Raw genomic sequence first — 24441 nt, 5'->3', positions numbered from 1 at the left:
CGGGGAGAATGGGTGGCGTGAACAGGACGAAGAGCGGGAGCGGTCGGGCGGGCCAGGCGGGCCGGACGGCCCAAGCGGCCCAAGCGGGTCAGCCTGGCCAGGCCGGTCAGGTCGGCCAGCCTGACCAGGTGGGTCGGCAGGCCGGGAAGCATGCCGGGCGGCAGCCGGGGCGGCATGCGGGACGGCAGCCGGGGCAGAGCAGCGGCCCGGTGGGCGCGAATCTGCTCGCGGTGCGGTCGCACAACACCGCGCTCGTGCTCGATCTGCTGCGCGGCGCCGGGGCGGAGGGGATCAGCCGGCTGGAACTGGCCGAGCGGACCGGGCTGACCCCGCAGGCCGTCAGCAAGATCACCGCGCGGCTGCGGGAGGAGGGGTTCGCGGCGGAGGCCGGCCGCAGGGCGTCCACCGGCGGCAAGCCGCGCACCGTGCTGCGGCTGGTGCCGGAGGCCGGGCATGCGGTGGGGGTGCATCTGGACCGGGACGAGCTGCGGGTCGTGCTGGTCGACCTGGACGGCGCGGTCGTGGGGGAGCGGCGCGGTGTCGTCGACCTGGGCGGCGACGCCGAGACCGTACTGGGGCTGGTCGCCGGGGAGGTGACCGGGCTCGTGGAGGAGGTGCTCGGGAGCCGGGGCGGGGGTGAGGACCGCCGCGGGGACGAGGACGAGGGCGAGGACCGCCGCGAGGACGAGGGCGACGGCGGTCGGGAGCTTGGGGAGTTCGGATCGCTGCTCGGGGTCGGGGTCGCTCTGCCCGGTCCGCTCGACCATGCCCGGGGCGTGCTGCACCGGGTCACCGGGTTCCCGGAGTGGGAAGGGTTTCCGCTGCGGGACGCGCTCGCCGAGCGGCTCGGGGTGCCGGTCGTGGTGGACAAGGACACGAACGCGGCGGCGCTCGGGCTGTCGGTGCGTGGTGAGGGCGGGTCCTTCGCCTACCTCCACCTCGGTACGGGGCTGGGGGCGGGCCTGGTCATCGGCGGACGTGTGCATCGGGGGACGCGGACCGGGGCCGGGGAGTTCGGCCACCAGGTGATTCAGTTGGACGGGCCGCCGTGCGAGTGCGGTGACCGGGGCTGCATGGAGGCGCTGTGTCTGGCGGCGGTGGCCCGGGGCGAGGCCGAGGAGGCGGCGCGGGTGCTCGGGGTGGGCGCCGGGAATCTGGTCGGCCTGCTCGACATCGACCTCGTACTGCTCGGGGGCCGCACGATCGCCTCGGCGCCGGAGGCCTACGTCCATGGGGTCGCCGAGGTGCTCGCGGCCCGGGCGCGGCGGGAGGGACTGCCCGGGGAGACGGTGCCTGTGCGGGTGGCGCCGGGCGGAGAGCGGGGGGTGGCGGAGGGGGCCGCGCAGTTGCTGCTGGCGCCGGTGTTCGGGCGGGCGGGGAGCTGAGGGCGTCCGCCGGCGTGGGGACTGCGGGTGCACGGTTCGCGTGAGTGACTGTATGAGCGGATCCGCGGGACGAGCGACAGAACCCTGAGGTGCGGGGCGGGCACCGGCAGCGGCACGCCGTCGACCAGGTCCTGCAGCGGCCGGCGGGCTGGTCCGGCACGGCCGCGCCTCCGCCCGCGCGGGTTCCGCGCGGGCGGAGGGCTTGACCCGTCAGGCTCGCGCGGTCGGCGAGCTCTGGCGCCTTACTTGGTTTTCTTCTCGCAGACCACGTACGCCTGCAGTTCGCTCGAATCGACCACGTTTCCGTTGTTCGTGGCCCAGACGGTCCAGCCCGTCGGGGTGCTGCCGTTGGAGGAAGGGTCGCCCGTCGAGTCCGTGGGGTAGGAGCTCGTGAGGTAGGTCGCATGCGCGTCATCGCCCGAGGTGATGCCTCCGCCGCCGGTGGCAGCGGTTCCCGTCGGGCATTGGACCCACGCGGTCTCGTGCGCCCCCGGCGTCAGGTTGACCGGATCTCCGTAGTAGGTGGTCGTCGTGCCCTGCCCGGGCTTGTCCGGCCCGTCCTTCTTGTCGGCCGCAGATGCCGTGGCTGCCATGCCCATCGCCAGTGCGATCTGGATGCTTGCCACAGCGAGAACCATCGAGCGCTTCAACTGCCGTTCCTTCCGTTGAGGTTGACTTCCGGCTCTTTCACGTTACGTAGCGAGTCGGAAACCGGCAGTCACAGCTAGGCTGTGCGTGTCATGTCTGCGTGGCTCGAACGGATGAGCGGGCAGTGGTCATGCTTCCGTGCTGCGCTTCCGCATGACTCCCCGCGGCCGTGCAGCCGCCGATCGAGCGGACTTGGCGCCCGCCACGGAGTGGCACCTCCAACACCCCGCTCTACTTAGCAGGGTTATGTGTTTATGCGATTGCGCACGCCTCCGCTCTTGTCCCTGCCCCTCTGTCTCGCCGCAGCCACCACCTCAGCCACCGCCGCCGCCCTCGCCCCCCTCTCCCCGGCCCTCGCCCACGCGGCCCCCGCCTCCGCTTCCCCCTCCCCCTCCTCCCCCTCCTGCGCCGCACCCGGCGACCATGCCTTCCCCTTGACCACCCGCATCCACGACGGCCCCGCTTCCTACGAGGCCGGCGGAGACTACGGCACCTGGTACATCGACCTCACCAACACCACCCGCCAGACCTGCACCGATGTCCATCCGGTCGTCGTACTCGTCGACGACAAACGCGCCCTGAAACCGTCCCAGCCCAAACTGGACTTCTACGACGGCTCCCGCGCCCGACCCGTACGGTTCGAGAGCACCGACGAGCAGGAGCTGGTCGGCGTGCTCGATGCGGACGGGTTCGGCGGGTTCACCGTGGCGCCCGGCAAGACGGTCACCGTCAAGCTGAGACTCTCCCTCGCCTCCGACGTCGCCCCCGACCACATCACCGCCAACGCCGCCGTCGTCCAGCGCCGCGGCCAGGACGGCGACTGGATCGGCGAGTCCAACGACTACCGCTTCGGCGTCGGCGACGACCAGGACACAGACGCGCAGGAGACGGAGGACACGGAGGCCACGGGGGACACGGGGGGTACCGAGGAGCCGAACGCGTCGGAGGACGCGGACGGTACGGCGACCGGGTCGGCCGATACCTCCTCCACCCCCAACTCCACCGCCTCAGCCTCCACCCCCACACCCACCTCCAGCTCCGCCCCGGACTCCTCCCTCCCCCTCGCCCGTGACGCCCAGGAAGCCGGCGAACGGGCCCGGGAACTCGCCGGTACCGGCCCCGGTCTCTCGCGCGGGCTGCTCGCGGCCGCATCCGCGGTCCTCGCCGTCGGCGGTGGCGCGTTCCTCCTGGCCCGCAGACGCCGCTGAGCGAACTCATGCCGCACCCCTTCCGCCCGCCGCCCCCACCCCGTCTGCGACGATCCCCCCGTGGACTACCCGAACGACCAGGCCCCCGGCGCCCCCGTCCGCTCCGGCATCCCCGAGCACGGACGCATCCCCAAGTACTACGCGGTGAAGGCGCGCATCGCCGCGCTGCTGGAGGAGCTGGGGGAGGGCAGCCTCATCCCCACCGAACGGGACCTCGCCGAGCAGTACGACGTGGCCCGTGAGACCGTGCGGCAGGCGGTACGGGAGCTGGTGCTGGAGGGCCGCCTGCGGCGGCGGGGCCGGGGCACCGTCGTCGCCGGGCCCAAGCTGGCCCAGCCGTTGTCCCTCGCGAGCTACACCGAGGGCGTCCGCAGGCAGGGGCGTACCCCCGGCCGTACCCTCGTCACGCTCGACCGTTTCCCGTGCCCGGAGCCCCTCGCCGCCGAGACCGGCCTCACTCGGGGCGAACCCGTCTGGCACCTGGAGCGCGTGCTGCTCGCCGACGACGAGCGGGTCGGCCTGGAGAGCACGTACGTCGCCGTCGACCGCGTCCCCGGCCTCGACCGCGACTTCGACCCCGACTCCTCCTTCTACGCCTATCTGAACGCCCAGGGCATCGCCTTCGGAGACGCCGACGAGCGCATCGAGACCGTGCTGGCCACGCCCCGCGAGGCTCTGCTCATCGGCACCCCGCCCGCCCTGCCGATGCTGCTGATCCACCGCGTGTCCCGGGACACGGAGGGTCGTCCGCTGGAGCGTGTGCGCACCCTGTACCGCGGTGACCGGTTCTCGTTCACCACCCACCTCAAGGGCTGAAAGTCGACCCAAAGTCCGACAAAAGCCTCAACAAATCCCCTCAAAAGCCCTCCCAGACACCCGCCACCCCCCAACCCGCTCCACATCACGGAAAGATAACGGGTCTAGCCCAAACGTGATGGGTCGTTCACGCTCTCGTTGTCAGCCGGACCCTTCCGGTTACCCGACCCCGAGGAGCGTTTGAGCCGTGAGAGTGACAGTCGTCGGAGCAGGCGTGGTGGGCACCATGCACGCCTGGCAAGCAGTGGAACGCGGCCACCAGGTCGTCCAGATCGAGCGTGAGGCGGAGGCGCGCGGCGCCTCGCTGCGCAACTTCGGACAGATCTGGGTCAGTGGCCGCGCAGGTGGGGAAGAGCTGGAGACCGCGCTGCGGGCGCGGGAGCTGTGGGAGGGGATCGGCGCGCGGGTGCCCGCGCTCGGGTTCCGCGCCAACGGCTCCCTGACCCCCGTGCGCGGGGACCTCGAACTCGCCGTCGCCGAGGCCGCCGTGGCCCGGCCGGACGCCGCCGCCCGTGGCTACAAGCTGCTGACCCCCGGCGAGGCGCGCGCCCTCAACCCCGCCCTGCGCGGCGAGTTCACCGCCGCCCTGTACTGCGAGCGCGACGCCGCCGTCGAGCCGCGCACCGCCCAGCTCGCCCTGCGCGAAGAGCTGCTGAAGTCCCCGAACTACACCTTCCTGCCGGGGCGCGAGGTGCGCGAGGTGGTCGGTGCCGGGGCCGTCCGGGACGACCACGGCGACGTGCACCACGCGGACGCCGTCGTCCTGTGCACCGGCGCCTGGCTCGGCGGACTGGTGCGCGAACTCGCCGGGCCCGACCTGCCCGTGCGCCGCGTCCGGCTCCAGATGATGCAGACCGAACCGCTGGGCGAGCCGCTCACCACCTCGGTCGCGGACGCCGACAGCTTCCGGTACTACCCCGCCTACGCCTCCCCGGCGCTGGACGAGCTGAACACCCGCCAACCCCAGGCCGCGACCGCCGCCGAGCACAAGATGCAGCTGCTCATGGTGCAGCGCGCCGACGGCGGCCTGACCATCGGCGACACCCACGAGTACGAGCATCCCTTCGCCTTCGACACCGTCGAGGACCCCTACGACCACCTCACCGAGGTCGTCGAGTCCCTCCTCGGCCGCCCGCTGCCGAGGATCCGGCGCCGCTGGGCCGGCGTGTACGCGCAGTGCACCGACACCAGTCGGGTGGTGCACCGGCAGCAGGTGAGCGACGGGGTGTGGCTGGTCACCGGGCCCGGCGGGCGCGGCATGACCTGCTCGCCCGCGATCGCCGAGACCACCGCGAACGAACTGGGCTGGTGAGGGAGTTGACCACCGACATGACCACAGGCATGACCGCCGACACCCAAGACATCCACCTCGTCGTCCTCGACATGGCCGGCACCACCGTCGCCGACGGCGGCCTGGTCGAGCGCGCCTTCGAGGCGGCCGCCGCCGAACTCGGCGTCGAGCCCGGCTCGCCCCGGCACGCCGAACACCTCGCCTACGTCCGCGCCACGATGGGCGAGTCCAAGATCTCCGTCTTCCGGCACCTGTTCGGGGCCGAGGACCTCGCCCAGCGCGCCAACACCGCCTTCGAGAAGGCGTACGGCGACCTGGTCGACGCGGGACTGATCGCCCCGGTCCCCGGCGCCCGCGAGGCCATCGAGGAACTGGCCGGCAGCGGTCGTACCGTCGTCCTGACCACCGGTTTCGCCCGCGTCACCCAGGACGCCATCCTCGCCGCCCTCGGCTGGCGGGACCTCGTCCCGCTCACCCTGTGCCCGGCCGACGCGGGCGGGCGCGGGCGGCCGTACCCGGACATGGTGCTGGAGGCGTTCGTCCGGACGAAGGCGGCCGAGGACGTCCGGCAGGTCGCCGTCGTCGGGGACACCTCCTACGACGTGCTCAGCGGGGTACGGGCGGGGGCCGGCCTGGTCGCGGGCGTCCGCACCGGGGCCCACGGGGACGCCGAGTTCCGGGCCGCCGGTGCCACCCACGTCCTCGGCTCCGTCGCCGACCTGCCCGCGCTGCTCACCGGAGACCGGTGACATGGGCATCCGCTTCGACTCCGTCACCGTCGCCTACGACGGGAACGTCGTCCTCGACTCGCTCGACCTGACCGTCGAGTCCGGCGAGGTCATGGCGCTGCTCGGGCCGTCCGGCTCCGGCAAGACCACCGCACTGAGGGCGGTCGCCGGGTTCGTCCGGCCCGCGTCCGGGCGGGTGCTTCTCGGCGGCCGGGACGTGACGGACCTGCCGCCGTACCGCCGGGGCATCGGCATGGTCGTCCAGCAGTACGCCCTCTTCCCCCACATGCGGGTCGAGGACAACGTGGCCTTCGGACTCAAGGCCCAGAAAATGCCCCGGGGAGAGATCCGGGGGCGGGTCGCCGAGGCCCTGGAGATGACCGGCATGGCCGCCTACGCCCGCCGGCACCCGCGCGAGCTGTCCGGCGGCCAGCAGCAGCGCGTCGCCATCGCCCGCGCGCTCGCCATCCGGCCGGACGTGCTGCTCCTGGACGAACCGCTGTCCGCGCTGGACGCCCAGCTGCGGTCCGGGATGCTGGCCGAACTGGCCCGACTGCACCGGGAGTTGCCGGACGTGTCGATGCTGTACGTCACGCACGACCAGGTCGAGGCGCTGACGCTCGCCGACCGGATCGCGGTCATGGACAAGGCGAGGCTGCGCGCGTGCGGGACGCCGAGGGAGCTGTACCGGGCGCCCACCGACGCATTCGCGGCGTCCTTCGTGGGCGGCGCGAATCTGCTGCCGGTGACCGTGGGTTCGGGGTCCGTCTCCTTCGCGGGCACCGAGTTGAAGGTCGAGACGAACGCGGTGCTCGCCGGGGCGCGGGCCACCCTGTGCGTACGGCCGCATCTGGTCGGGCTCGGCGAAGGGCCCAACCGGGTCGCCGGTACCGTCACCGAGATCCAGTGGCGGGGCGCCACGCACCGGCTTTACGTCGAGGTCGACGGGCACAGCCTGATGGCCGACCTGCGGGAGCTGAAGAACCCGCCGTCGCTCGGGGATGTCGTGGCCCTGCACTTCGCCCCGGACGACGCGGTGCTGCTGCCCGCCGGAGTCACTCATGAGTAGACGCCTGTTCTGGGCCCTGCCCCCGGTGGCCCTCCTCGCCCTCTTCTTCCTCTGCCCCCTCGCCCTCGTCGTCCAGCAGTCCTGCCGGCCCGACAGCGGGGGCACCTCCCTCCAGCCGTACGCCGACGTCTTCGCCTCGGAGGCGTTCCGGCACGCCCTGTGGACCACCGTCTGGCTGGCGGCGGCCTCCACCGTGGGCTGTCTGGTCCTGGGCTTCCTGCTGGCGCTGGTCATCGCGTTCGTGCCCTTCCCCGGGGCGAAGGGGGTGGCGCGGTTCATCGATGTGTACCTGTCCTTCCCGTCCTTCCTGATCACGCTGGCGCTGCTGTTCATCTACGGCACCACGGGCATCGTCACCGGCGTCGTCGGTTCCCTCCAGTTCCTGACCACGCCGTGGGGGGTGCTGCTGGCGGAGGTCACGTACTTCACGCCGTTCGTGATGCGGCCGCTGCTCGCCGCCTTCTCGCAACTGGACACCGCGCAACTGGAGGCGGCCAGTTCGCTGGGGGCCCGGGCGCCCCGGATCGTGCGGACGGTGATCCTGCCGGAGGCGCTGCCCGCGCTCGCGGCCGGCGGGAGCCTCGTCCTCGTCCTCTGCCTCAACGAGTTCGGCATCGTGCTGTTCACCGGCGCGAAAGGGGTCACGACCCTGCCGATGCTCGTCTACAGCAAGGCGATCCTGGAGTCCGACTATCCGGGCGCGTGCGTGGTCGCCGTCGTCAACGTCCTGATCTCCGTGGGGCTGTACGGCCTGTACCGGGTGGTGAGCCGTCGTGCTGGTGCATAGCCGTAGGGCCAAGTGGGCCGTGTGGGCGGTGTTCCTGCTCCTCTTCCTGCCCCTGTTCGCCCTGCCGCTCCTCGTCGTCCTCGGCGCGTCCTTCGCCACCCACTGGGCCGGCGTCCTGCCCTCGGGCATGACCGCCGACCACTACCGCGCCGCCACCCGCGGCGAGGCTCTGCAGGCCCTGACCACCAGTCTCGTCACCGCCGTCACCGCCAGCCTGCTCGCGCTGGCCACCGGCACCTGGGCCGCGCTGGCCGGGGCGGCCCTGAAGAAGCGCCACCGCCGGGCCCTGGACGCGCTGTTCGTGCTGCCGGTCGCCGTGCCGTCGGTGGTGGTCGGACTGTCGGTCCTGGTGGCCTTCTCCGAGCCGCCGCTGCTGCTCAACGGCACCCGGTGGATCGTGATCGTCGCCCACACCGTGCTGGTGACCGCCTTCGCCCACCAGTCCGTGTCGGCGGCGATCACCCGCCTCGACCCGGCGTACGAGCAGGCCGCCGCCTCCCTCGGCGCCCGCCCGTCGTACGTCCTGTGGCGGGTGCGGCTGCCGCTGCTGCTGCCGTCGCTCACCGCCGCGGCCGGCCTCTGCTTCGCCCTGTCGATGGGCGAGCTGAGCGCCACGATGATGCTCTATCCGCCCGACTGGACCCCGCTTCCGGTCCTGATCTACGCGGCCACCGACCGAGGCGCCCTGTTCGTGGGCTCCGCCGTCGCGGTGGTGCTGATGGCCGCGACCCTGCTCGTCCTGTTCGCCGTCTCCCGGGTCCGCACCCGGGCGTCGTACCGCTGAGCCACCCCGGTCCAACCCCCCGCCCAACCCGCCCTCACCTGCAAGGAGTTCGCCTCGCCATGCCCAGAAACAGCGTCACGCTCACCATAGCCCTCGCCCTCATCGCCACCCCGCTGCTGTCCGCCTGCGGTGGCTCCTCCGCCGCCTCCGACGAGAAGGTCGTCACCGTCTACAGCGCCGACGGCCTCAAGGGCGAGAACGGCGACGGCTGGTACGACAAGGTCTTCGCGGACTTCCAGAAGCAGACCGGCATCAAGGTCAAGTACGTCGAGGGCGGCTCCGGCGAGATGGTGCAGCGCGCCGTCCGCGAGAAGAGCAACCCACAGGCCGACGTGCTGGTCACCCTGCCGCCGTTCATCCAGCAGGCCGACAGCAAGGGCCTGCTGCAGAAGTACGAGCCGAAGGACTCCGCGCAGGTCAACGGAGCCGACAAGGCCCCCGACGGCACCTGGATCTCCGTCGTCAACAACTACTTCGGCTTCGTCTACAACAAGAAGCAGCTGAAGCAGGCCCCCACCACCTGGGAACAGCTGCTCGACGCCACGTACAAGAACAAGCTCCAGTACTCCACCCCGGGTGTGGCCGGTGACGGCACCGCCGTCCTCATCAAGGCGATCCACGACTTCGGCGGCAAGGACGCGGCCCTCGCCTACCTGAAGAAGCTCCAGGCCAACAACGTCGGCCCGTCCGCCTCCACCGGCAAGCTCGCCCCCAAGGTGGACAAGGGCGAACTGCTCGTCGCCAACGGCGATGTGCAGATGAACTACGCCCAGTCCAAGGACATGCCCCATCTCGGCATCTGGTTCCCGGCGAAGCAGGGCGGCAAGCCCACCACGTTCGCCCTGCCCTACGCGGCCGGCCTGGTCACCAAGGCCCCGCACGGCGAGAACGGCAAGAAGCTGCTCGACTTCATGCTCGCGCAGAAGCAGCAGCAGGGGGTCAGCGAGATCGGCGGCGGCTTCAGCGCCCGCCAGGACGTCAAGGCCACCGACGCCAACGCCATCGCGCTCACCAAGCTGATGGACGGCGTGGACATCTTCACGCCGGACTGGAACGACATCGACAAGAACCTCGCCACGTACATCGAGGACTGGAAGTCCGCCACCGGCAGCTGACCCGCGGGTGGTCGACGGGTGGTCGACGGGTGATCGGCGGAGCGCGGATCAGCCCGTTCTGACCGGGGTCAAGATCAGGCCCCGCTGATTAGGCTTGGGGCGTCGGTACGCCGTGGTTCCGGCGCCCCAGCCTTTCTTGACCGTACGCACGCCAGGAGACGCACACATGGCAGACCGCAAGCCCATCGAGACGTGGCTCACCGACATGGACGGCGTCCTGATCCACGAGGGCGTGCCGATCCCCGGCGCCGACGCCTTCCTGAAGAAGCTGCGCGAGTCCGGCCGCCCCTTCCTGGTACTCACCAACAACTCCATCTACACCGCCCGCGACCTGCACGCCCGGCTGCAGCGGATGGGCCTGGACGTGCCGGTGGAGAACATCTGGACCTCGGCCCTGGCCACCGCCCAGTTCGTGGACGACCAGCGGCCCGGCGGCACCGCCTACGTCATCGGCGAGGCCGGCCTGACCACCGCGCTGCACGACGTCGGCTACATCCTCACCGACCACGAGCCCGACTTCGTCATCCTCGGCGAGACCCGCACCTACTCCTTCGAGGCCCTGACCAAGGCCGTACGGCTCATCAACAACGGCGCCCGGTTCATCGCCACCAACCCCGACAACGTCGGCCCCTCCACCGAGGGCGACCTGCCCGCCACCGGCTCGGTCGCCGCCCTGATCACCGCCGCGACCGGCAAGAAGCCGTACTTCGTCGGCAAGCCCAACCCGCTGATGATGCGGGCGGGCCTCAACGCGATCGGCGGCCACTCCGAGTCCGCCGCGATGATCGGCGACCGCATGGACACCGACGTCCTCGCGGGCCTGGAGGCCGGCATGCGCACCCTCCTGGTGCTGACCGGCGTCACCCAGCCCGGGGACATCGACCGCTACCCCTTCCGCCCGTCCCGGATCGTCGACTCCATCGCCGACATCGTCGACCTGGTCTGAGCAGGGACCGGCAAACTCCGAGCCACCCGTATGGAGCAATCGTGCGCCTCCCGAGGATGCGGAGGCGCACGGTACGGGGGAGCCTCCCAGTATCTGGAGGTTCACGATGGGCTCACTACGTCTCACTCTCTGTACTGGAATCCTCGCCGTCGCCGCGCTCACCCCGGCGGCCCACGCGGCCGACGGGGGCACGAACGACGGCGGAGTCACCGTGACCCCGGCCGCACCGGCCCCGGGCAACGACGTCTCCCTGCGGGTGCGCGGCTGCTCTGGGTCGCAGGGCACCGCCGTCTCCGACGCGTTCGTCTCCGACGCCCGCCTGACCGGCGCCCAGGGCGCGCTCGGCGGCGAGACCCGGGTGCGCTCTTCCCTGCAGCCCGGCGCGTACGACGTCAGGGTCAGTTGCGCCGGCCGGTCCTTCACCGAGCGGATCACGGTCGGTGACCCGTCCGGCGGGGGCCGCCAGTCCGGGCAGTCCTCGGACGCCAATGAGCCCGCCGCCCCCGCCTCGCCGTTCGCCCCCGTCCACGCGGGCGGCGGCGGCACCGCGCCCCACGGCCCCGCGACGGACGGCCTCGCGGCCGACGACGGAGCCGCCGAGCGCGGCGCCGCCCACTTCGCCACGGTGGCCACCACCGGATCCGGCCCCGACACCGCCCAGGCCGTGACCGGCCTGGCCCTCGCCGGATGCGCCGCGGCCGCCGTCGGGGTGCTCAGGGCCCGCCGGAGCCGCGGCACGGACTGAGGGCCCGCGCCGCCATGTCCGACGACGGGCACACCACCGGCACCGGACGCCTCATCACGGCCCTCGCCTGGGCCGTGCTGCTGCTCGGGCTGTGGCTGTGGGGCCGTGACCTGACCGGCCTGCCCACCGCCGGGTCCGCCGACGGTGACGTGGCCGGCCTCGGCACGGTCCAGCTGCCCGCCCCGGCCGAGCCGCTGGGCAGCGCGCTCCCGCAGCGGATCGACATCCCCGAACTGGGCGTCCAGGCCCCCGTGACGGCCCGCGGCCTGGACTCGCGGGGCGCCATCGACCCGCCGCCCTTCGACCAGCCGGGCGTGGTCGGCTGGTACCGCGCCGGAACCACACCCGGCGCGGCCGGCACCGCGCTCATGGTCGGACACGTCGACACCGAGACCCGGCGTGCCGTCTTCTACCAGCTCAGCACCCTCAAGCCCGGCGAGACCGTCCGCGTGGTGCGCTCCGACGACACGGTCGCGCAGTTCACCATCGACGACGTCCGGGTCCTGCCCGTCGACCACTTCGACGCCCAGCTCGCCTACGGCCCCCGCGTCCCCGGCCGCGCCGAACTCCGGCTGATCACCTGCGGCGGCACCTTCGACCGCGCCACCCACAGCTACACCGCCAACGTGGTCGTCTCCGCCTACCTCACCGGCACGACTCGCTGACCACCCCTGACCACCCGCCACGGCCGCGACCACCCGCGACCCCGCGCGCCCTCGTGTCCGGCACGGCCGGTATGTCACGATTGGCGCTCGGACCGATGCGCCCAGGGGGGACACGCATGGACGACATCAGGGGGGCGCGCCCGGTGCCACGGGCCCGGGCGTCGGCGCTGTTACTGGGAGCGGCACTGCTGCTGGCGGCCTGCTCATCAGGAGGGGGCGGGGGAGGAGGCGACGGCGACGGCGGGGGGAACCTGGGGGCCCGCATCACCCAACAGCCCAAGTCCGCCGACCCGTTCTGGGTCAACCCGGACGGCACCGCGGCCCGCCAGGTCGCCGCCTATGTGAAGGCCGGCAGGAAGACCGAGGCCCGGCAGATCCGCAAGATCGCCGAGCAGCCGACGGGGGAGTGGATCGGCCCCGAGAACCCCGAGCAGGAGGCCCGCGGCTTCACCGAGGCCGCCGAGCAGTCCGACCGCACGGCCCTGCTCGTCCTCTACAACATCCCGCAACGCGACTGCGGCCGGTACTCCCAGGGCGGCGCCGCCGACGGCAACGCCTACCGCGCCTGGATCGGCGCGGTCGCCCGGGGCATCGGCGACCGCGCCGCCACCGTCGTCCTCGAACCGGACGCCGTACTCCACCTCGTGGACGGCTGCACCCCGGCCCAGTTCCACGAGGAGCGCTACGACCTCCTCAAGGGCGCCGTCACCAAGCTCACGTCCCTCAAGAACACCAAGGTCTACCTGGACGCCGGCAACGCCGGCTGGGGCCGGCCCGACCAGATCTTCCAGCCCCTCCGACGGGCGGGCATCGACCAGGCCGACGGCTTCTCCGTCAACGTCGCCAACTTCTACTCCACCCAGGACTCCCTCGCCTACGGCAAGCAGCTCTCCGCCAAGGTGGACGGCAAACACTTCGTCATCGACACCAGCCGCAACGGCAACGGCCCCTACGCCCAGGGCGATCCGGCCGAACGCTGGTGCAACCCGCCCGGCCGGGCCCTGGGCGAACCCCCGACGACGAGGACGGCGGACCCGCTGGTGGACGCCTACCTGTGGGTGAAGCGCCCGGGCGAGTCGGACGGCACCTGCAAGGGAGGCCCGAAGGCGGGTGACTGGTGGGCGAGTTACGCACTCGCCCTGGCCAGGAACAGCGAGTAGCTACGGCACCTTGACCCACTGCGCCGTGGACGGCGTCCCCCGGGCGTCGTCCACGAACAGCATGTACCAGCCCGACTGCACGAGATTCCGGTTCTTCGGCATCGTGACCGTGATCCTGTCGCCGTCCGCCCTGAAGCCGAGAGCGATCGACCGCTGATCCACGTCCGTCACATGGGTCGAGGCGCTCGGCCGGATCAGCCGTACCTTCCTGATCCTCGACGCGTGCTTCGAGGTGAACGTCCCCGAAGCACCCCGGGCGATCGTCCGCGGCCCCCCGCTCAACGCCGGCCGGGACCCCCGGTACAGATACGGCGGGGTGTAGATCTCGATCCGCTGCTCGAACTTCCCCGGCTTGGTGTTCCCCTTGTCCCCGTACAACGAGTCGGACCCGAAGAACATCACCCGCCCGTCCGGCAACAGGATCGACCCGGAGTGGTAGTTCCGCCCCACCAGCGGATCGGCGACCCGGGTGAAGCTGTTGCTGCCGGGGTGGTACAGCCGGGCCTGGAGGATGTCGGAGGCACCCCGCCCCCGGTAGTCCTCGGAGCCGCCGGACACCAGCACGGTGTCGTCGGGCAGGATCGAGGACTGCGGATAGCGCGTGCCCTTCTCCAGCGACGGCCCGTCCACGAACTTCGGGTTCTTGTCCTTCAGGTCGATCAGCCGCGTCACCTTGCTCGACAGCTTGGATTCGCCGACCCCGCCGCCCCCGATCACCAGGTACTTCTCGTCCTGCGCGGGCGGTAGCAGCACCGTGCCGGACGTCTCCATCATGTTGGGGTCGCTCAGCCCGGGCAGCTTGGTGAACTTGTTGCTGTCCACGTCCCAGATCCCGGGATCGCGGCCCACGTCGTCCGGCCCGTACCCCGCGTTGGACCCCGAGTAGAAGATCTTCCCGTTCTGCATCAGGAACAGGGCCGGATACGTGGGGAACTGCCGGATCTTCCTCGTGTACGCCCACGTCTGGGTCCCGGGATCGTAGATCTCGTTCTTGCCCGGCACCAGCTGCCCGATGTCGTCGAGCCCGGAGACACTGAGGATCCTGCCGTCCGACAGTGTCGTGAGCGTCGGATACCAGCGGGCCTCGTGCATCGGGTCGACCCTGATGTACCGCTCGGCGACCGGATCGAACTCGTAGGCGTCCCTGATCCCCTGGAAGTCCTTCTTGTCGAGTGCCAGCTTCTGCGCGATGCCGTAGGTGTTGCGCGCGTCGGCGCCGGACAGCCCCTGGATGCGGTAGTTGTCCTGGGTGCCGGTCTCGTAGCGTGTGCCGCTGCGTTGCGCCTCGACGTAGATGCGGCCGAGACCGGGGTCGTTGCGCAGCCACGCCCCGGTCTTCGGGTCGAAGACCTTCTCCGCGCGGGGTACGAGCACCGGGTCCTTGGAGACGAACGTCCTGCCGTTGCTCCTCCCGGTGAACCTGGTGCCCGCGGGCAGGGTGATCGGCTTGTCCGGGTTCTCGTTGTGGACGATCATCAGGCCGCCGGCCTTGGTGACATCGCCCTTGAGCTTCTCGTACCGCTTGGTCCCGCCCGCGATCAGCAGGTTGCCGTCGGCGAGCTGGGTGTGGCCGGTGCAGAACAGGTCGTTGGGCGTGGGGATCTTCTTGATCGTGCCCTTGACCGGGTCCCAGAGCCGGGTGTCGAACTTCTTGGCGTCGAAGTTGGCCTGGTTGTTGCCCGAGCCCGCGACCAGCAGCACCTTGCCGGTGTGCAGGAGGGCCGCGTGGATGGTGTCCTGGCGGTACTTCTCGGGGAACTCGACGATCTCCCAGTGGCCGTTCGCGGCCTTGTACGCGGGTCTGTCGATCTTGTACTGGTGGTACCGCTCGGTTCCGAAGCGGTACAGCCAGGGCCCGTTCATCGCGGCCAGCACGAGGAAGACCCCCGTGCCTATCGCGAGTCGTCGGGCACGGCGGCGGCCGGCATGGTCGTTCATTCCTTACGTCCCCCGAGAGCGATCTGCATGGTCTGGTCGACGTGCCCCGCGCCCATGGTGGGCCGCTGCCGAGGAGCGTGCGAGGCCTGTGGCGCCTCGGCCTTCCGTTTCTCCATCCGCAGCGCGTACCGCCAGGCGAGGATCGGCGAGGCGGTGATCAGCAGGGCGAGGGACGCCCAGGTGATCATCGCCGGGTGCGCGTGCCCGAGGAGGAAGCCGGCGGCGAGGGAACCGGCGAAGACCAGGATGAAGAACCAGTGGATCCGGAAGGTCCCGAACAGCGTGTCGGGGCTGGCCGAATCGCCCTTCGGGGTCACCACGAACCTGCTCCTGCGGCGCAGGACCGCGTCCGTCAGCGAGCGGGCGTAGATCGGCGCGGACAGGGCCGACATCACCATGCCCGCGACGCCGCCCGATCCCTCCGGCTCGTGCGGGGAGACGTTGTGCCGCCGGTTCCAGATGTACAGGCCGATCTGGAGCGCGGAGGCGTTGCCGTACAGCATCAGCCACACGGTCGGGTCGATGTTCACACCGGATGCGCCCAGGCCCAGGAACAGCGCGCAACTCAGGGCCGCGAGGATCCAGTTGAGGGCGGACATCGGGTAGAAGATGATCATCATGGTGTAGTTGAAGAGCTTGCCGGGCGGCAGGGTGAACAGGCCCTTCCAGTACTGCTTGAGGATCGTCTCGTACGTGCCCCGGGACCAGCGCAGCTGCTGGGTGAAGAAGTCGGTCCAGGCGGCCGGCCCCTCGCCGACGGCGAGCACGTCCGGTGTGTAGACGGACTTCCACTTCCTGCCCGTCAGCGGGTTCCTGGCGCGGTGCATCTCGAACCCGGTGGCCATGTCCTCGGTGATCGAGTCGTACAGGCCGCCGATCTGCCGGATGGCGCTGATGCGTACGGCGTTGGAGGTGCCGACGAACATCGGGGCGCCGTAGCGGTTGCCGGCGCGCTGGATGAGCGCGTGGAAGAGGAACTGCTGCGACTCGGCGGCCTTGGTGACGAACGTGTCGTAGTTGCCGTAGACCTGCGGGCCGATGACGAAGCCGACGTCCGGGTCGCGGAACCAGCCGAGCATCCGCTCCAGGTAGTTGGGCAGCGGGACGTGGTCGGTGTCGACGGAGGCGAAGTAGTCGTAGGCGCCGCCGTGCGCCTCCAGCCAGGCGTTGTAGTTGCCGTGCTTGGTCTTCGCGCGGTGCGGACCCTTGGGCCGGTTCCACCGCTCGACGCCCTTGCGGGAGAAGTGGTGGACGCCGAGCCGGGCGCAGACCTCCTTGACGGCCGGGTCGTCGCCCTCGTCCAGCAGCCAGACGTGCAGCAGGCCCCGGTGGCGCAGCCGTACCGCCGCCTCCAGGGTCCTGGTGACCATCTCCAGCGGCTCCTTGCCGGGCACGAAGGAGGTCAGGAACGCGACCCGGGTGCCGGTCTCGGGCACCACCGGGACGGGGTCGCGGGCGACGAGGGTGGCGTGCGCGTTCGACAGCACGTTCATGCAGCGGAAGAACTCGATCAGTCCGATCGAGACGAGCATGACGGTGTCGAGCGCCGGCAGGAAGGCGTGGGCCGGGTGGTCGCGCGCGGTCCAGTGCTCCGGCTGGAGCAGCCAGGCCAGCAGGACCAGGGACAGCAGCGGGGCGGCGCCCAGCATCAGCGCGGCGCGTATCCGGTGCGGCTCCTGCGAGAGCAGCGAGCGGTACCGCACGGTGTACGGCACGCCCGGGGCTGGCTGGGTGAGAGGGCCCGCCAGTCGGCTGTAGTGCTCATAGTCGTATCTCGGCAGGCTCTTTCTGAGCCGGTGGAACGTCCCCGTGCCGCCGGCCCGGCCCGCGGGAACCCTGAGCTGGATGGTCTGTGATCGATCGTGTGCGGTCTGTGATGAACGATGGGTGTGTCCGGCGCCCGACGGCGTCGACGTCATGAGTCATCCCCCCACACGCTGGTCAGCGCGTGTCCGTGCGGTTCTGGTGGTCCACCGAAGCCATGTCTTCCACGCCCCGGCGCCATGGAACCGTGCTTTCCGGCTTATTTCCCCCCAACTGCCGCGAACCGGCGGCACGTTGAACATCCAGGGTTCTACGCCGTCCGCCATGATCGCAAGATGCGCATTCCGGTGTTCACCGATCACATGGGGCTGAGGGGAACAGCCGGGTACGGATGGTGCCGAAGTGGTCTCTTACGGCTCACCGAGTCGGCCAAAAGCGAAAGGGTCCCTCGTTTGCACGAGGGACCCTCTCCTGTCTGTGCGCCGCCAGGGACTCGAACCCCGGACCCGCTGATTAAGAGTCAGCTGCTCTAACCAACTGAGCTAGCGGCGCCTGCTGACACGGAAAACTCTACATGACCTGGAGGGGTGCTTCGGACCGCCGGACGGCCACCCTGCCGCATCCGGAGGGCGGGCCGTCGGGGGCTGTACATCATTCGGACCGTCAACATGCGCGTCCCGAAGACAGTTGTGAAACTGATCAACGTGCACACTCACGGACAAATCAACTCCGAATGTGAGGCAGATCGCATGGACGCTCCGGTGTTCGAAGAATTCGATCCCGTGAGCGACTGCGCCTGCCCCGGTTGCGTTCACGTGCGGCGGGCGACCCCCCGCCGGCTGTCCGGCCGCCGCGGCGGTCACCCGGCGATCCGGGGCGTCATGGTCGCGGCCGCCGCCGCGTCCGCCGCCCTCGGCGCGGTGGCCCCGGCCGCCGCACTCCCCGCCCTCCACTCCCCACCCCGCCCCGGCGCCGACACGGCGGACGATCAGCACGACACCCCGCAGGGCCCCAGGTCCCCGCTGCACGGCCCGGCGGGCAAGCCGATCAAGCCCTCGGCCAAGACCCCCACCACCACCCGCACCGCGATCATCAACCGGGCCAAGATCTGGATCGGCGCGAGGGTGCCGTACAGCATGTCCGACTACTGGACCGACGGGTACCGGCAGGACTGCTCAGGCTTTGTGTCCATGGCCTGGGGGCTGGGATCCAACGAGTGGACGGGCAGCCTCGACCAGTTCGGCGTGAAGATCACCAAGGACGAGCTGCAACCCGGCGACATCCTGCTCTTCCACAACCCGGACAACCCGGAGAAGGGATCCCATGTCGTGATCTTCGGCGGCTGGACGGACTATACGCACACCTACTACACGGTGTACGAGCAGACGCCGCCGCACGCTCGCACCCAGCCGACCCCCTACCAGTACTGGACCAACGCAAGTAAGTACATCCCCTACCGCTACAAGGAACTCACTGACGGCACGGCGGGCGCGGAGCAGGGCACGGAGCAGGGCACGGAGCAGGGCACGGAGCAGGCCCCGAAACCGGTCGCGGAACCGGCCACCGACGCCAAGGCGGTCCCCTTCCCGGGCGCCTCGTACTTCGGACCCGGCGCCAACAACAAGTACGTGACCATGCTCGGCGAGATGCTGGTGGCCCGGGGCGGCGGCTCCTACTACACCAAGGGACCCGGCCCGGTCTGGAGCGATGCCGACCGGCTGGCGACCCAGGCGTTCCAGAAGGCCCAGGGCTGGACGGGCGCGGACGCCGACGGGCTGCCGGGCCCCGCCACCTGGGACCTCCTCGTCACCGGGAAGGGCAAGGACATCGGGTCCCGCACGAAGAAGCCCGGGCAGCCCGCCTCGCACGGCGTGCCCGGCTACCCCGGCCGGAACTACTTCCGGCCGGGGATGGAGAACACCTACGTCACCCAGCTGGGGAAGCGGCTGGTGGAGAAAGGATTCGGCAGGTTCTACGACGACCGGCCCGGTCCGGCCTGGGGCGAGGACGACCGGCGGGCCGTGGAGGCCTTCCAGCGCAGCCAGGGCTGGCGCGGCGGCGCGGCGGACGGCTATCCGGGTCCGGAGACCTGGCGCCGGCTGTTCGCGTAGGCGCTCTCACGGCAGGCGGTCCCACGGGGGTGGCGCATCCCCGCCCCCGTTCTCATTTCCAAGTCATGACGCATCTGGCGCGGAGGCTGGAGGCACGCATGAGTACGAGCACGACCACGTCACACACGCCCGAGCCCGAGGAACTCCCCGAGGGCACGCCCCTCGCCACGGGCACCACCACCCGTCCGCCCCGGCTCATCCAGAACGAGGCCACCACCGAGATCCCCGTCCATCTGCTCTTCCGTGACGAACCCGCCCCCGTGTCCGTGCCGTTGAAGCCCGCCGTGGTGGGCCGGCGGCAGGGCACCGGCGAGCAGCCGCGCCTCGGGCGCCAGGCCCCCGTCCGCGGCCGGCCGGTGGCCCAGGTCGATCCGGAGCTGGTGGAGCGCCCGGCGCGGGTGCTGCCCGGCGCGGCCGGGGTGTTCGCCGGCGTGAGCGGCGTGGCGGGGTGCCTGGCCACCTCGTGGTGGGCGGGGGTGCTGCCGTCGCTCGCGGTGGAGGCGCTGCGCCTGCAGGTGTCCACGGGCGCGGGGCCGGGCCCGGCGCAGTGGGCGGCGTACGCCGGGGCCGGGGCGCTCGGGCTGGCCGGGTTCGGGGGGCTGGCCCGGGGGAAGACCGGGCGGGCCTGGGTGCTCGGTCTGTTCGGCCGCTACCAGGGCACGGTGCGCCGTACCGGCCTGTTCTGGGTGAACCCGCTGCTGCGGCGGCGCCGGGCGGACGTACGGCTGCGGCACTGGCGCAGCGAGGTGATGCCGGCGGCGGACGCGAACGGGGTCGCGGTGCGGGTGGTCGTCCTGGTGGTGTGGCGGGTGCGGGACACCGCGCGGGCGCTGCTCGGGGTCGAGGAGCACGAGTCGTATCTGCGCGGGTGCGTGGAGGCGGCCCTGGCCCGGGTGCCGGTGGAACCGCCGGGCGGCGCGCGGGGCGGGGTGGACGCGGCGGGGGAGGCGCTGACCCGGCTGGTGGCGGCGGACGCGGCGCCGGTCGGCCTGGAGGTGTTCTCGGTGCAGCCGGTGCGGGTGGAGTACGCCCCCGAGATCGCCGCCGCGATGCACCGGCGCCGGATCGCCGCGCTGGACGCGCAGCAGCGGTCCGACATGCTCGGCTCGGTCGTGGACTCGGTGGAGGACACGGTGACCCGGCTGACCACGCGCGGACTCGTCGAACTCGACGACTACGAACGCAAGGTCCTGGTCCGGGACCTGACGGTGGCGTTCTGCTCGGGACGCGGGGAACCGGCGTGACCGGACCGGCGGCCGTTCCCGCGATTGGTATGGACATGTTCAACTGTCGGCAATAATCTGGGACTTGGTCTAGACCTACGTACCGCACGCACAGCTCAGCTCAGTGAAACTCCCCACGTTCTCCAGGAGCGGCAGCATGCGCACGAAGACCAGATTGTCTGCGTTATCCGCATCCGTGCTGGGCGTGGTGACCGCCGGAGCCTTCGCGCTCTCCACCGGCGGCGCCAGCGGCCACGGCTACACCGACCTCCCCATCAGCAGGCAGAAGCTCTGCCAGAACGGCACCGTGACGAACTGCGGCGACATCCAGTGGGAGCCGCAGAGCGTCGAGGGCCCCAAGGGCTTCCCGGCCGCCGGACCCGCCGACGGCCAGATATGCAACGGCGGCCTGAGCCGCTTCGCCCAGCTCAGTTCGCCCAGGACCCCGTCCGGCGGAGCCTGGCCCACGACCAGGGTGACGGGAGGTCAGTCGTACACCTTCCGCTGGCAGTTCACCGCCATGCACGCCACGACCGACTTCAAGTACTACGTCACCAAGCCGGGCTGGAACCAGAACCACAACCTGTCCCGCTCGGACCTCAACCTCACCCCGTTCCTGACGGTGCCGTACAACGGCCAGCGCCCGCCGGCCACCCTCAGCCACAGCGGCACCCTGCCGTCCGGGCTGAGCGGTCACCACGTCATCCTCGCGGTGTGGACGATCGCCGACACGGGCAACGCGTTCTACGCCTGTTCCGACGTCACCTTCTGAGGCTCCGTTGAGCCAACGGCGCGGCCGGCGTGGGTAGGGTCCTCCCACGCCGGCCGATCCGGGCGGCGTACGGAGTTCCGGGGGGATCCATGGAAGCGCTGTTCTACGTCGTGCCCACGCTCATGATCGCGATGGCGGTCTTCGCGCTGGTCAGGATTCTCCGCCGCTCACGGGAGGTGCGCAGCGCCTGGAACGGCGGGCTGACGGCCGAGGCGCGGTGTCTGCGCTCGTACACCACGACCAGCGGCGGCGGCCAGACCTCCGTGAGCACGACGCTGCACCACGTGTACGAGTTCACCACCCGCGAGGGCCGTTCCGTCCGCTTCGAGGAGAGCAGCGGCCCCGCGACGATCGTCGAGGGTGACATCGTCACCGTGCACTACACGCCCGAGCATCCCGAGCGGGCGACGGCGCACGCCCCCGCGCGCGGGAAGCTCGCGGCCGAGGCTGGCTGCGTGGTGGCGTTCTTCGGTGTGTTCATCGCGGGCTGCGTCACCTTCATGGTCGTCGCCCATCTGATGTTCTCGGCGGCGGACGAGATCCTGCCCTAGCCTCCACATCTGACGTGACGTCAGCTACCGTGCGCCTCCATGGAGTCCAGGACGCGCACGGTCGCCGGGCTGGTCGCGGCGCGCTGGGGGGACCGGCGGCCGGGGATGTGGTGCGAGGAGCGCGTGCTCACGCACCACCAGGTGGCGGCGGGCGCGGCGGCCCGGGCGGCGCTGCTCGCCGACCTGCTGCCCGCGGGGGCCCTACCGCATGTCGGGGTGCTGCTCGACAACACCGAGGAGTTCCCGCTCTGGCTCGGCGCCGCCGCGCTCGCCGGAGCGGCCGTCGCCGGGATCAACCCCACGCGCCGGGGCGCCGAGCTGGCCCGGGACATCCGGCACACCGAGTGCCCGCTGCTGATCACCGAGCGGGCCCACCTCCCGCTGCTGGCCGGGCTGGAACTGCCCGGGGTGCGGATCCTCGTCACGGACACCCGGGAGTACGCCGCCCTCCTCGCCCCCTACGCCGGCGCCGTGCCCGACCCGTCCCGGGCCGCCCCGGCCGACCGGATGCTCCTGTACTTCACCTCCGGGTCCACCGGCGCGCCCAAGGCCGCGATCTGCTCGCAGGGCCGGCTGGCGGCGGCCGGAGAGGCCCTGGTCCGGCAGTTCCAGGTTCGCCCCGACGACGTGCACTACGTCTGCATGCCGATGTTCCACGGCAACGCGGTGATCGCGGACTGGGCGCCCGCGCTGGCCGCCGGGGCCGGGGTGGCGCTGCGCCGGCGGTTCTCGGCGTCCGGGTTCCTCACGGACGTGCGCCGCTTCCGGGCGACGTACTTCACCTACGTCGGGCGGGCGATCCAGTACGTCCTCGCCACCGAGGAACGGCCCGACGACCGGGACAACCCGCTGCGGCTCGGCTTCGGGACGGAGGCGGGAGCGGTGGACGCGGAGGCCTTCGCGCGGCGCTTCGGGGTGCGGCTGGTGGAGGGCTATGGGTCGTCGGAGGGCGGGGCGGCCGTCCAGTGGGCGCCGGGGACCCCGAAGGGAGCGGTGGGACCGGCGGGCCCGGGGCTCGTCGTCCTCGACCCCGCTTCCGGACGGGAGTGTCCGCCCGCCGCCTTCGACGCCTCCGGACGGCTGCTCAACGGCGACGAGGCCATAGGCGAGCTGGTGAACCGGGGCCCGAACCCCTTCGAGGGCTACTGGCGCAACCCGACCGCCGAGGCCGAGCGGCGCCGAGACGGGGCGTACTGGACCGGGGACCTCTTCTACCGGGACGCCGACGGCTACCTCTACTTCGCCGGCCGCACCGACGACCGCATCCGGGTCGACGGGGAGAACCTGGCCGCCGCAATGATCGAGAACATCCTCGCCCGGTACGAGGGTGCGCAGGCCGTGGCCGTGTACGGGGTGCCGGACCCGGTGACCGGGGACCAGGTGATGGCGACGGTCGCCGGGACCTTCGACCCGGAGGGGTTCGAGGCGTTCCTGCGGGCCCAGCCGGACCTCGGCACGAAGATGGCGCCCCGGTTCGTGCGGGTGGTGGAGCGGATGCCGGTGACGGCGACCAACAAGATCCACCGGGCACTGCTGCGGTGCGAGGGACTCCGGTGCGCCGACCCGGTGTGGTGGCGACCGCCGGGGGAGGCCGCCTACCGCAGGCTGACCTGCGAAGACGCCGAGGATGCGGCGGGCACCGAGCACGCCGAAGGGCCCCTCGCTTCCGCGAAGGGCCCTTCATCTGTGCGCCGCCAGGGACTCGAACCCCGGACCCGCTGATTAAGAGTCAGCTGCTCTAACCAACTGAGCTAGCGGCGCATGACTCCCGCCCTCCGTCGGTTTCCCACGGCTGGCGACGAAGAAAATACTACCTGGTCCCGAGGGGTGCTCGTGACCACCCTGAGTGGGCCTAGATCGTCAGGGACAGCAGCATCGGCGCCGCGCTGCGGTTGAGCGTGTCCGCGGCCTGCTTCAGCCGGTGCGCGTGCTCCACCGGGAGGGACAGCGCCAGACAGCCGACCGAGGCGCCCGCGGTGATCGGGACGGCCGCGCAGACCGTGCCGATCGCGTACTCCTGGAGGTCCAGGACGGGCACCGTGGGCGGCTGTGCCTCCAGGCGGGACAGCAGCAGCTTGTCGCTGGTGATGGTGCGCGAGGTGAGGCGGGGCATCTTGTGACGGGAGAGGTGGTCGCGGCGGCCGTTGTGGTCCAGCTGGGTCAGCAGGCTCTTGCCGACGGCCGTGGCGTGGGCGGAGTAGCGGAAGTCGACCCACTCGTTGACCGCCGGGGTGGCCGGTCCGGCGGCGTACTGGGTGACCCGGACCTCGCCGTCCACGTAGCGGCTCATGTAGACGGCCGCGCCGACGGAGTCCCGCAGCCGGTTCAGGGTGTGCTGGATCTTGTCGCGCAGGGCCCGCTCGCGGTCGTGCGCCGAGGTGAGCCGGCGCAGGGTGTCACCGGTGACGTACGCCCCGTCGGTGATCTGCTCGACGTAGCCCTCGCGGCGCAGCATGCGCAGCAGCGCGGTCAGCCGCTCGGCGCTCAGGCGGGTGCGGCGGGCCAGCTCCGTGTCGGTGATGCCGGCGGAGTGACGGGCCACGGTCTCCAGGACGCGCAGCGCGTCCTGGGCCGAGTGGTACGGGGCGGTCGGCTCGTGCATCAGCGCCACGGTTCCCCCTGCGCTCGCTCTCATGGCCGCTACATCCGGTCGGCGGATCGTTACCACGATAACGGGCAAAGGCCCTTGAGGAAGAGGGGGTTGGCGAGATTGCGTTGCCCGCCGCCCCCCTCCC

The 24441-nt window shown here is 71.4% G+C and carries 22 protein-coding genes and 2 tRNA genes; 18 read left to right on the top strand and 6 right to left on the bottom strand.

The features are described from left to right. Positions 1 to 209: 209 nt before the first annotated feature. A complete protein-coding gene (locus ABZ865_RS27805) occupies positions 210 to 1385 on the top strand; it encodes an ROK family transcriptional regulator (protein WP_361235889.1) in 1176 nt (391 codons plus the stop codon). Positions 1386 to 1627: 242 nt separating this feature from the next. Here ABZ865_RS27805 and ABZ865_RS27800 read toward each other — a convergent pair whose 3' ends face one another. Next, positions 1628 to 2035 (bottom strand): hypothetical protein, encoded by a 408-nt coding sequence (locus tag ABZ865_RS27800; protein ID WP_361235886.1) that lies wholly within the window; start codon positions 2033 to 2035, stop codon positions 1628 to 1630. A gap of 252 nt (positions 2036 to 2287) precedes the next feature. Here ABZ865_RS27800 and ABZ865_RS27795 point away from each other — a divergent pair, with 252 nt between their 5' ends. From ABZ865_RS27795 to ABZ865_RS27740, 12 genes are all read left to right on the top strand, one after another. Beyond that, the gene (locus tag ABZ865_RS27795; RefSeq protein WP_361235883.1) at positions 2288 to 3241 is read left to right on the top strand and encodes a hypothetical protein; all 954 of its coding nucleotides are present in this window, start codon (positions 2288 to 2290) and stop codon (positions 3239 to 3241) included. Positions 3242 to 3301: 60 nt separating this feature from the next. Then, complete coding sequence (locus ABZ865_RS27790; protein WP_361235880.1) at positions 3302 to 4057, top strand: GntR family transcriptional regulator; 756 nt, start codon at positions 3302 to 3304, stop codon at positions 4055 to 4057. 187 nt (positions 4058 to 4244) lie between these two features. Then, complete coding sequence (locus ABZ865_RS27785) at positions 4245 to 5369, top strand: TIGR03364 family FAD-dependent oxidoreductase (protein WP_361235876.1); 1125 nt, start codon at positions 4245 to 4247, stop codon at positions 5367 to 5369. A gap of 17 nt (positions 5370 to 5386) precedes the next feature. Next, positions 5387 to 6097 (top strand): HAD family hydrolase, encoded by a 711-nt coding sequence (locus ABZ865_RS27780; protein ID WP_361235873.1) that lies wholly within the window; start codon positions 5387 to 5389, stop codon positions 6095 to 6097. 1 nt (position 6098) lies between these two features. Beyond that, on the top strand, positions 6099 to 7145 hold the full coding sequence (locus tag ABZ865_RS27775) for an ABC transporter ATP-binding protein (protein ID WP_361235870.1): 1047 nt from the start codon (positions 6099 to 6101) through the stop codon (positions 7143 to 7145). Then, on the top strand, positions 7138 to 7932 hold the full coding sequence (locus ABZ865_RS27770) for a 2-aminoethylphosphonate ABC transporter permease subunit (protein WP_361235867.1): 795 nt from the start codon (positions 7138 to 7140) through the stop codon (positions 7930 to 7932). Before ABZ865_RS27775 ends, ABZ865_RS27770 begins: the two co-directional genes overlap by 8 nt. Next, a complete protein-coding gene (locus tag ABZ865_RS27765) occupies positions 7919 to 8716 on the top strand; it encodes an ABC transporter permease subunit (protein WP_361235864.1) in 798 nt (265 codons plus the stop codon). The genes ABZ865_RS27770 and ABZ865_RS27765 overlap by 14 nt, the downstream gene beginning before the upstream one ends. A 59-nt stretch (positions 8717 to 8775) precedes the next feature. After that, on the top strand, positions 8776 to 9831 hold the full coding sequence (locus ABZ865_RS27760; protein WP_361235861.1) for a 2-aminoethylphosphonate ABC transporter substrate-binding protein: 1056 nt from the start codon (positions 8776 to 8778) through the stop codon (positions 9829 to 9831). 166 nt (positions 9832 to 9997) lie between these two features. After that, positions 9998 to 10777 carry an HAD-IIA family hydrolase gene (locus ABZ865_RS27755; protein ID WP_361235858.1) on the top strand — a complete coding sequence of 260 codons (780 nt, stop codon included), beginning with the start codon at positions 9998 to 10000 and terminating at the stop codon, positions 10775 to 10777. 106 nt (positions 10778 to 10883) lie between these two features. Beyond that, positions 10884 to 11522, top strand: a complete 639-nt coding sequence (locus ABZ865_RS27750; RefSeq protein ID WP_361235855.1) for a hypothetical protein — start codon at positions 10884 to 10886, stop codon at positions 11520 to 11522. A gap of 14 nt (positions 11523 to 11536) precedes the next feature. Then, positions 11537 to 12187, top strand: a complete 651-nt coding sequence (locus ABZ865_RS27745) for a class F sortase (RefSeq protein ID WP_361235852.1) — start codon at positions 11537 to 11539, stop codon at positions 12185 to 12187. A gap of 116 nt (positions 12188 to 12303) precedes the next feature. Beyond that, positions 12304 to 13347: a glycoside hydrolase family 6 protein gene (locus ABZ865_RS27740; RefSeq protein WP_361235849.1), complete on the top strand. Its 1044-nt coding sequence runs from the start codon at positions 12304 to 12306 to the stop codon at positions 13345 to 13347. On the opposite strand, the gene ABZ865_RS27735 is transcribed toward ABZ865_RS27740, so the two are convergent. From ABZ865_RS27735 to ABZ865_RS27725, 3 genes are all read right to left on the bottom strand, one after another. After that, positions 13348 to 15285, bottom strand: a complete 1938-nt coding sequence (locus ABZ865_RS27735) for a kelch motif-containing protein (RefSeq protein ID WP_361235845.1) — start codon at positions 15283 to 15285, stop codon at positions 13348 to 13350. Then, entirely contained in the window at positions 15282 to 17204 is a 1923-nt protein-coding gene (locus tag ABZ865_RS27730; RefSeq protein WP_361235842.1) for a glycosyltransferase family 2 protein, read from the bottom strand. Before ABZ865_RS27730 ends, ABZ865_RS27735 begins: the two co-directional genes overlap by 4 nt. Before the next feature lie 323 nt (positions 17205 to 17527). Continuing rightward, positions 17528 to 17601 (bottom strand) — tRNA-Lys (locus ABZ865_RS27725). Positions 17602 to 17798: 197 nt separating this feature from the next. Here ABZ865_RS27725 and ABZ865_RS27720 point away from each other — a divergent pair. The 5 genes from ABZ865_RS27720 (at position 17799) to ABZ865_RS27700 (ending at position 23428) form a co-directional block, all read left to right on the top strand. Beyond that, positions 17799 to 19160, top strand: a complete 1362-nt coding sequence (locus tag ABZ865_RS27720; RefSeq protein ID WP_361235839.1) for a peptidoglycan-binding protein — start codon at positions 17799 to 17801, stop codon at positions 19158 to 19160. Positions 19161 to 19258: 98 nt separating this feature from the next. Next, on the top strand, positions 19259 to 20404 hold the full coding sequence (locus tag ABZ865_RS27715) for an SPFH domain-containing protein (RefSeq protein WP_361235836.1): 1146 nt from the start codon (positions 19259 to 19261) through the stop codon (positions 20402 to 20404). A 136-nt stretch (positions 20405 to 20540) separates the two neighbouring features. Beyond that, entirely contained in the window at positions 20541 to 21155 is a 615-nt protein-coding gene (locus tag ABZ865_RS27710) for a lytic polysaccharide monooxygenase (RefSeq protein ID WP_361235833.1), read from the top strand. An 89-nt stretch (positions 21156 to 21244) separates the two neighbouring features. After that, on the top strand, positions 21245 to 21706 hold the full coding sequence (locus ABZ865_RS27705; protein ID WP_361235830.1) for a DUF3592 domain-containing protein: 462 nt from the start codon (positions 21245 to 21247) through the stop codon (positions 21704 to 21706). Between the two features lie 39 nt (positions 21707 to 21745). Then, positions 21746 to 23428, top strand: a complete 1683-nt coding sequence (locus ABZ865_RS27700; protein WP_361235828.1) for an AMP-binding protein — start codon at positions 21746 to 21748, stop codon at positions 23426 to 23428. On the opposite strand, the gene ABZ865_RS27695 is transcribed toward ABZ865_RS27700, so the two are convergent. Then, a tRNA-Lys gene (locus ABZ865_RS27695) sits at positions 23394 to 23467 on the bottom strand. The genes ABZ865_RS27700 and ABZ865_RS27695 overlap by 35 nt on opposite strands. 91 nt (positions 23468 to 23558) lie before the next feature. Then, the gene (locus tag ABZ865_RS27690) at positions 23559 to 24317 is read right to left on the bottom strand and encodes an IclR family transcriptional regulator C-terminal domain-containing protein (protein WP_361235825.1); all 759 of its coding nucleotides are present in this window, start codon (positions 24315 to 24317) and stop codon (positions 23559 to 23561) included. Between the last annotated feature and the right edge of the window lie 124 nt (positions 24318 to 24441).

It is taken from the genome of Streptomyces sp. NPDC047085, assembly GCF_040643735.1.
Classification (GTDB): domain Bacteria; phylum Actinomycetota; class Actinomycetes; order Streptomycetales; family Streptomycetaceae; genus Streptomyces.
The sequence above is the reverse complement of the archived record's forward strand: the minus strand, read 5'-3'. Positions and strand labels throughout refer to the sequence as shown.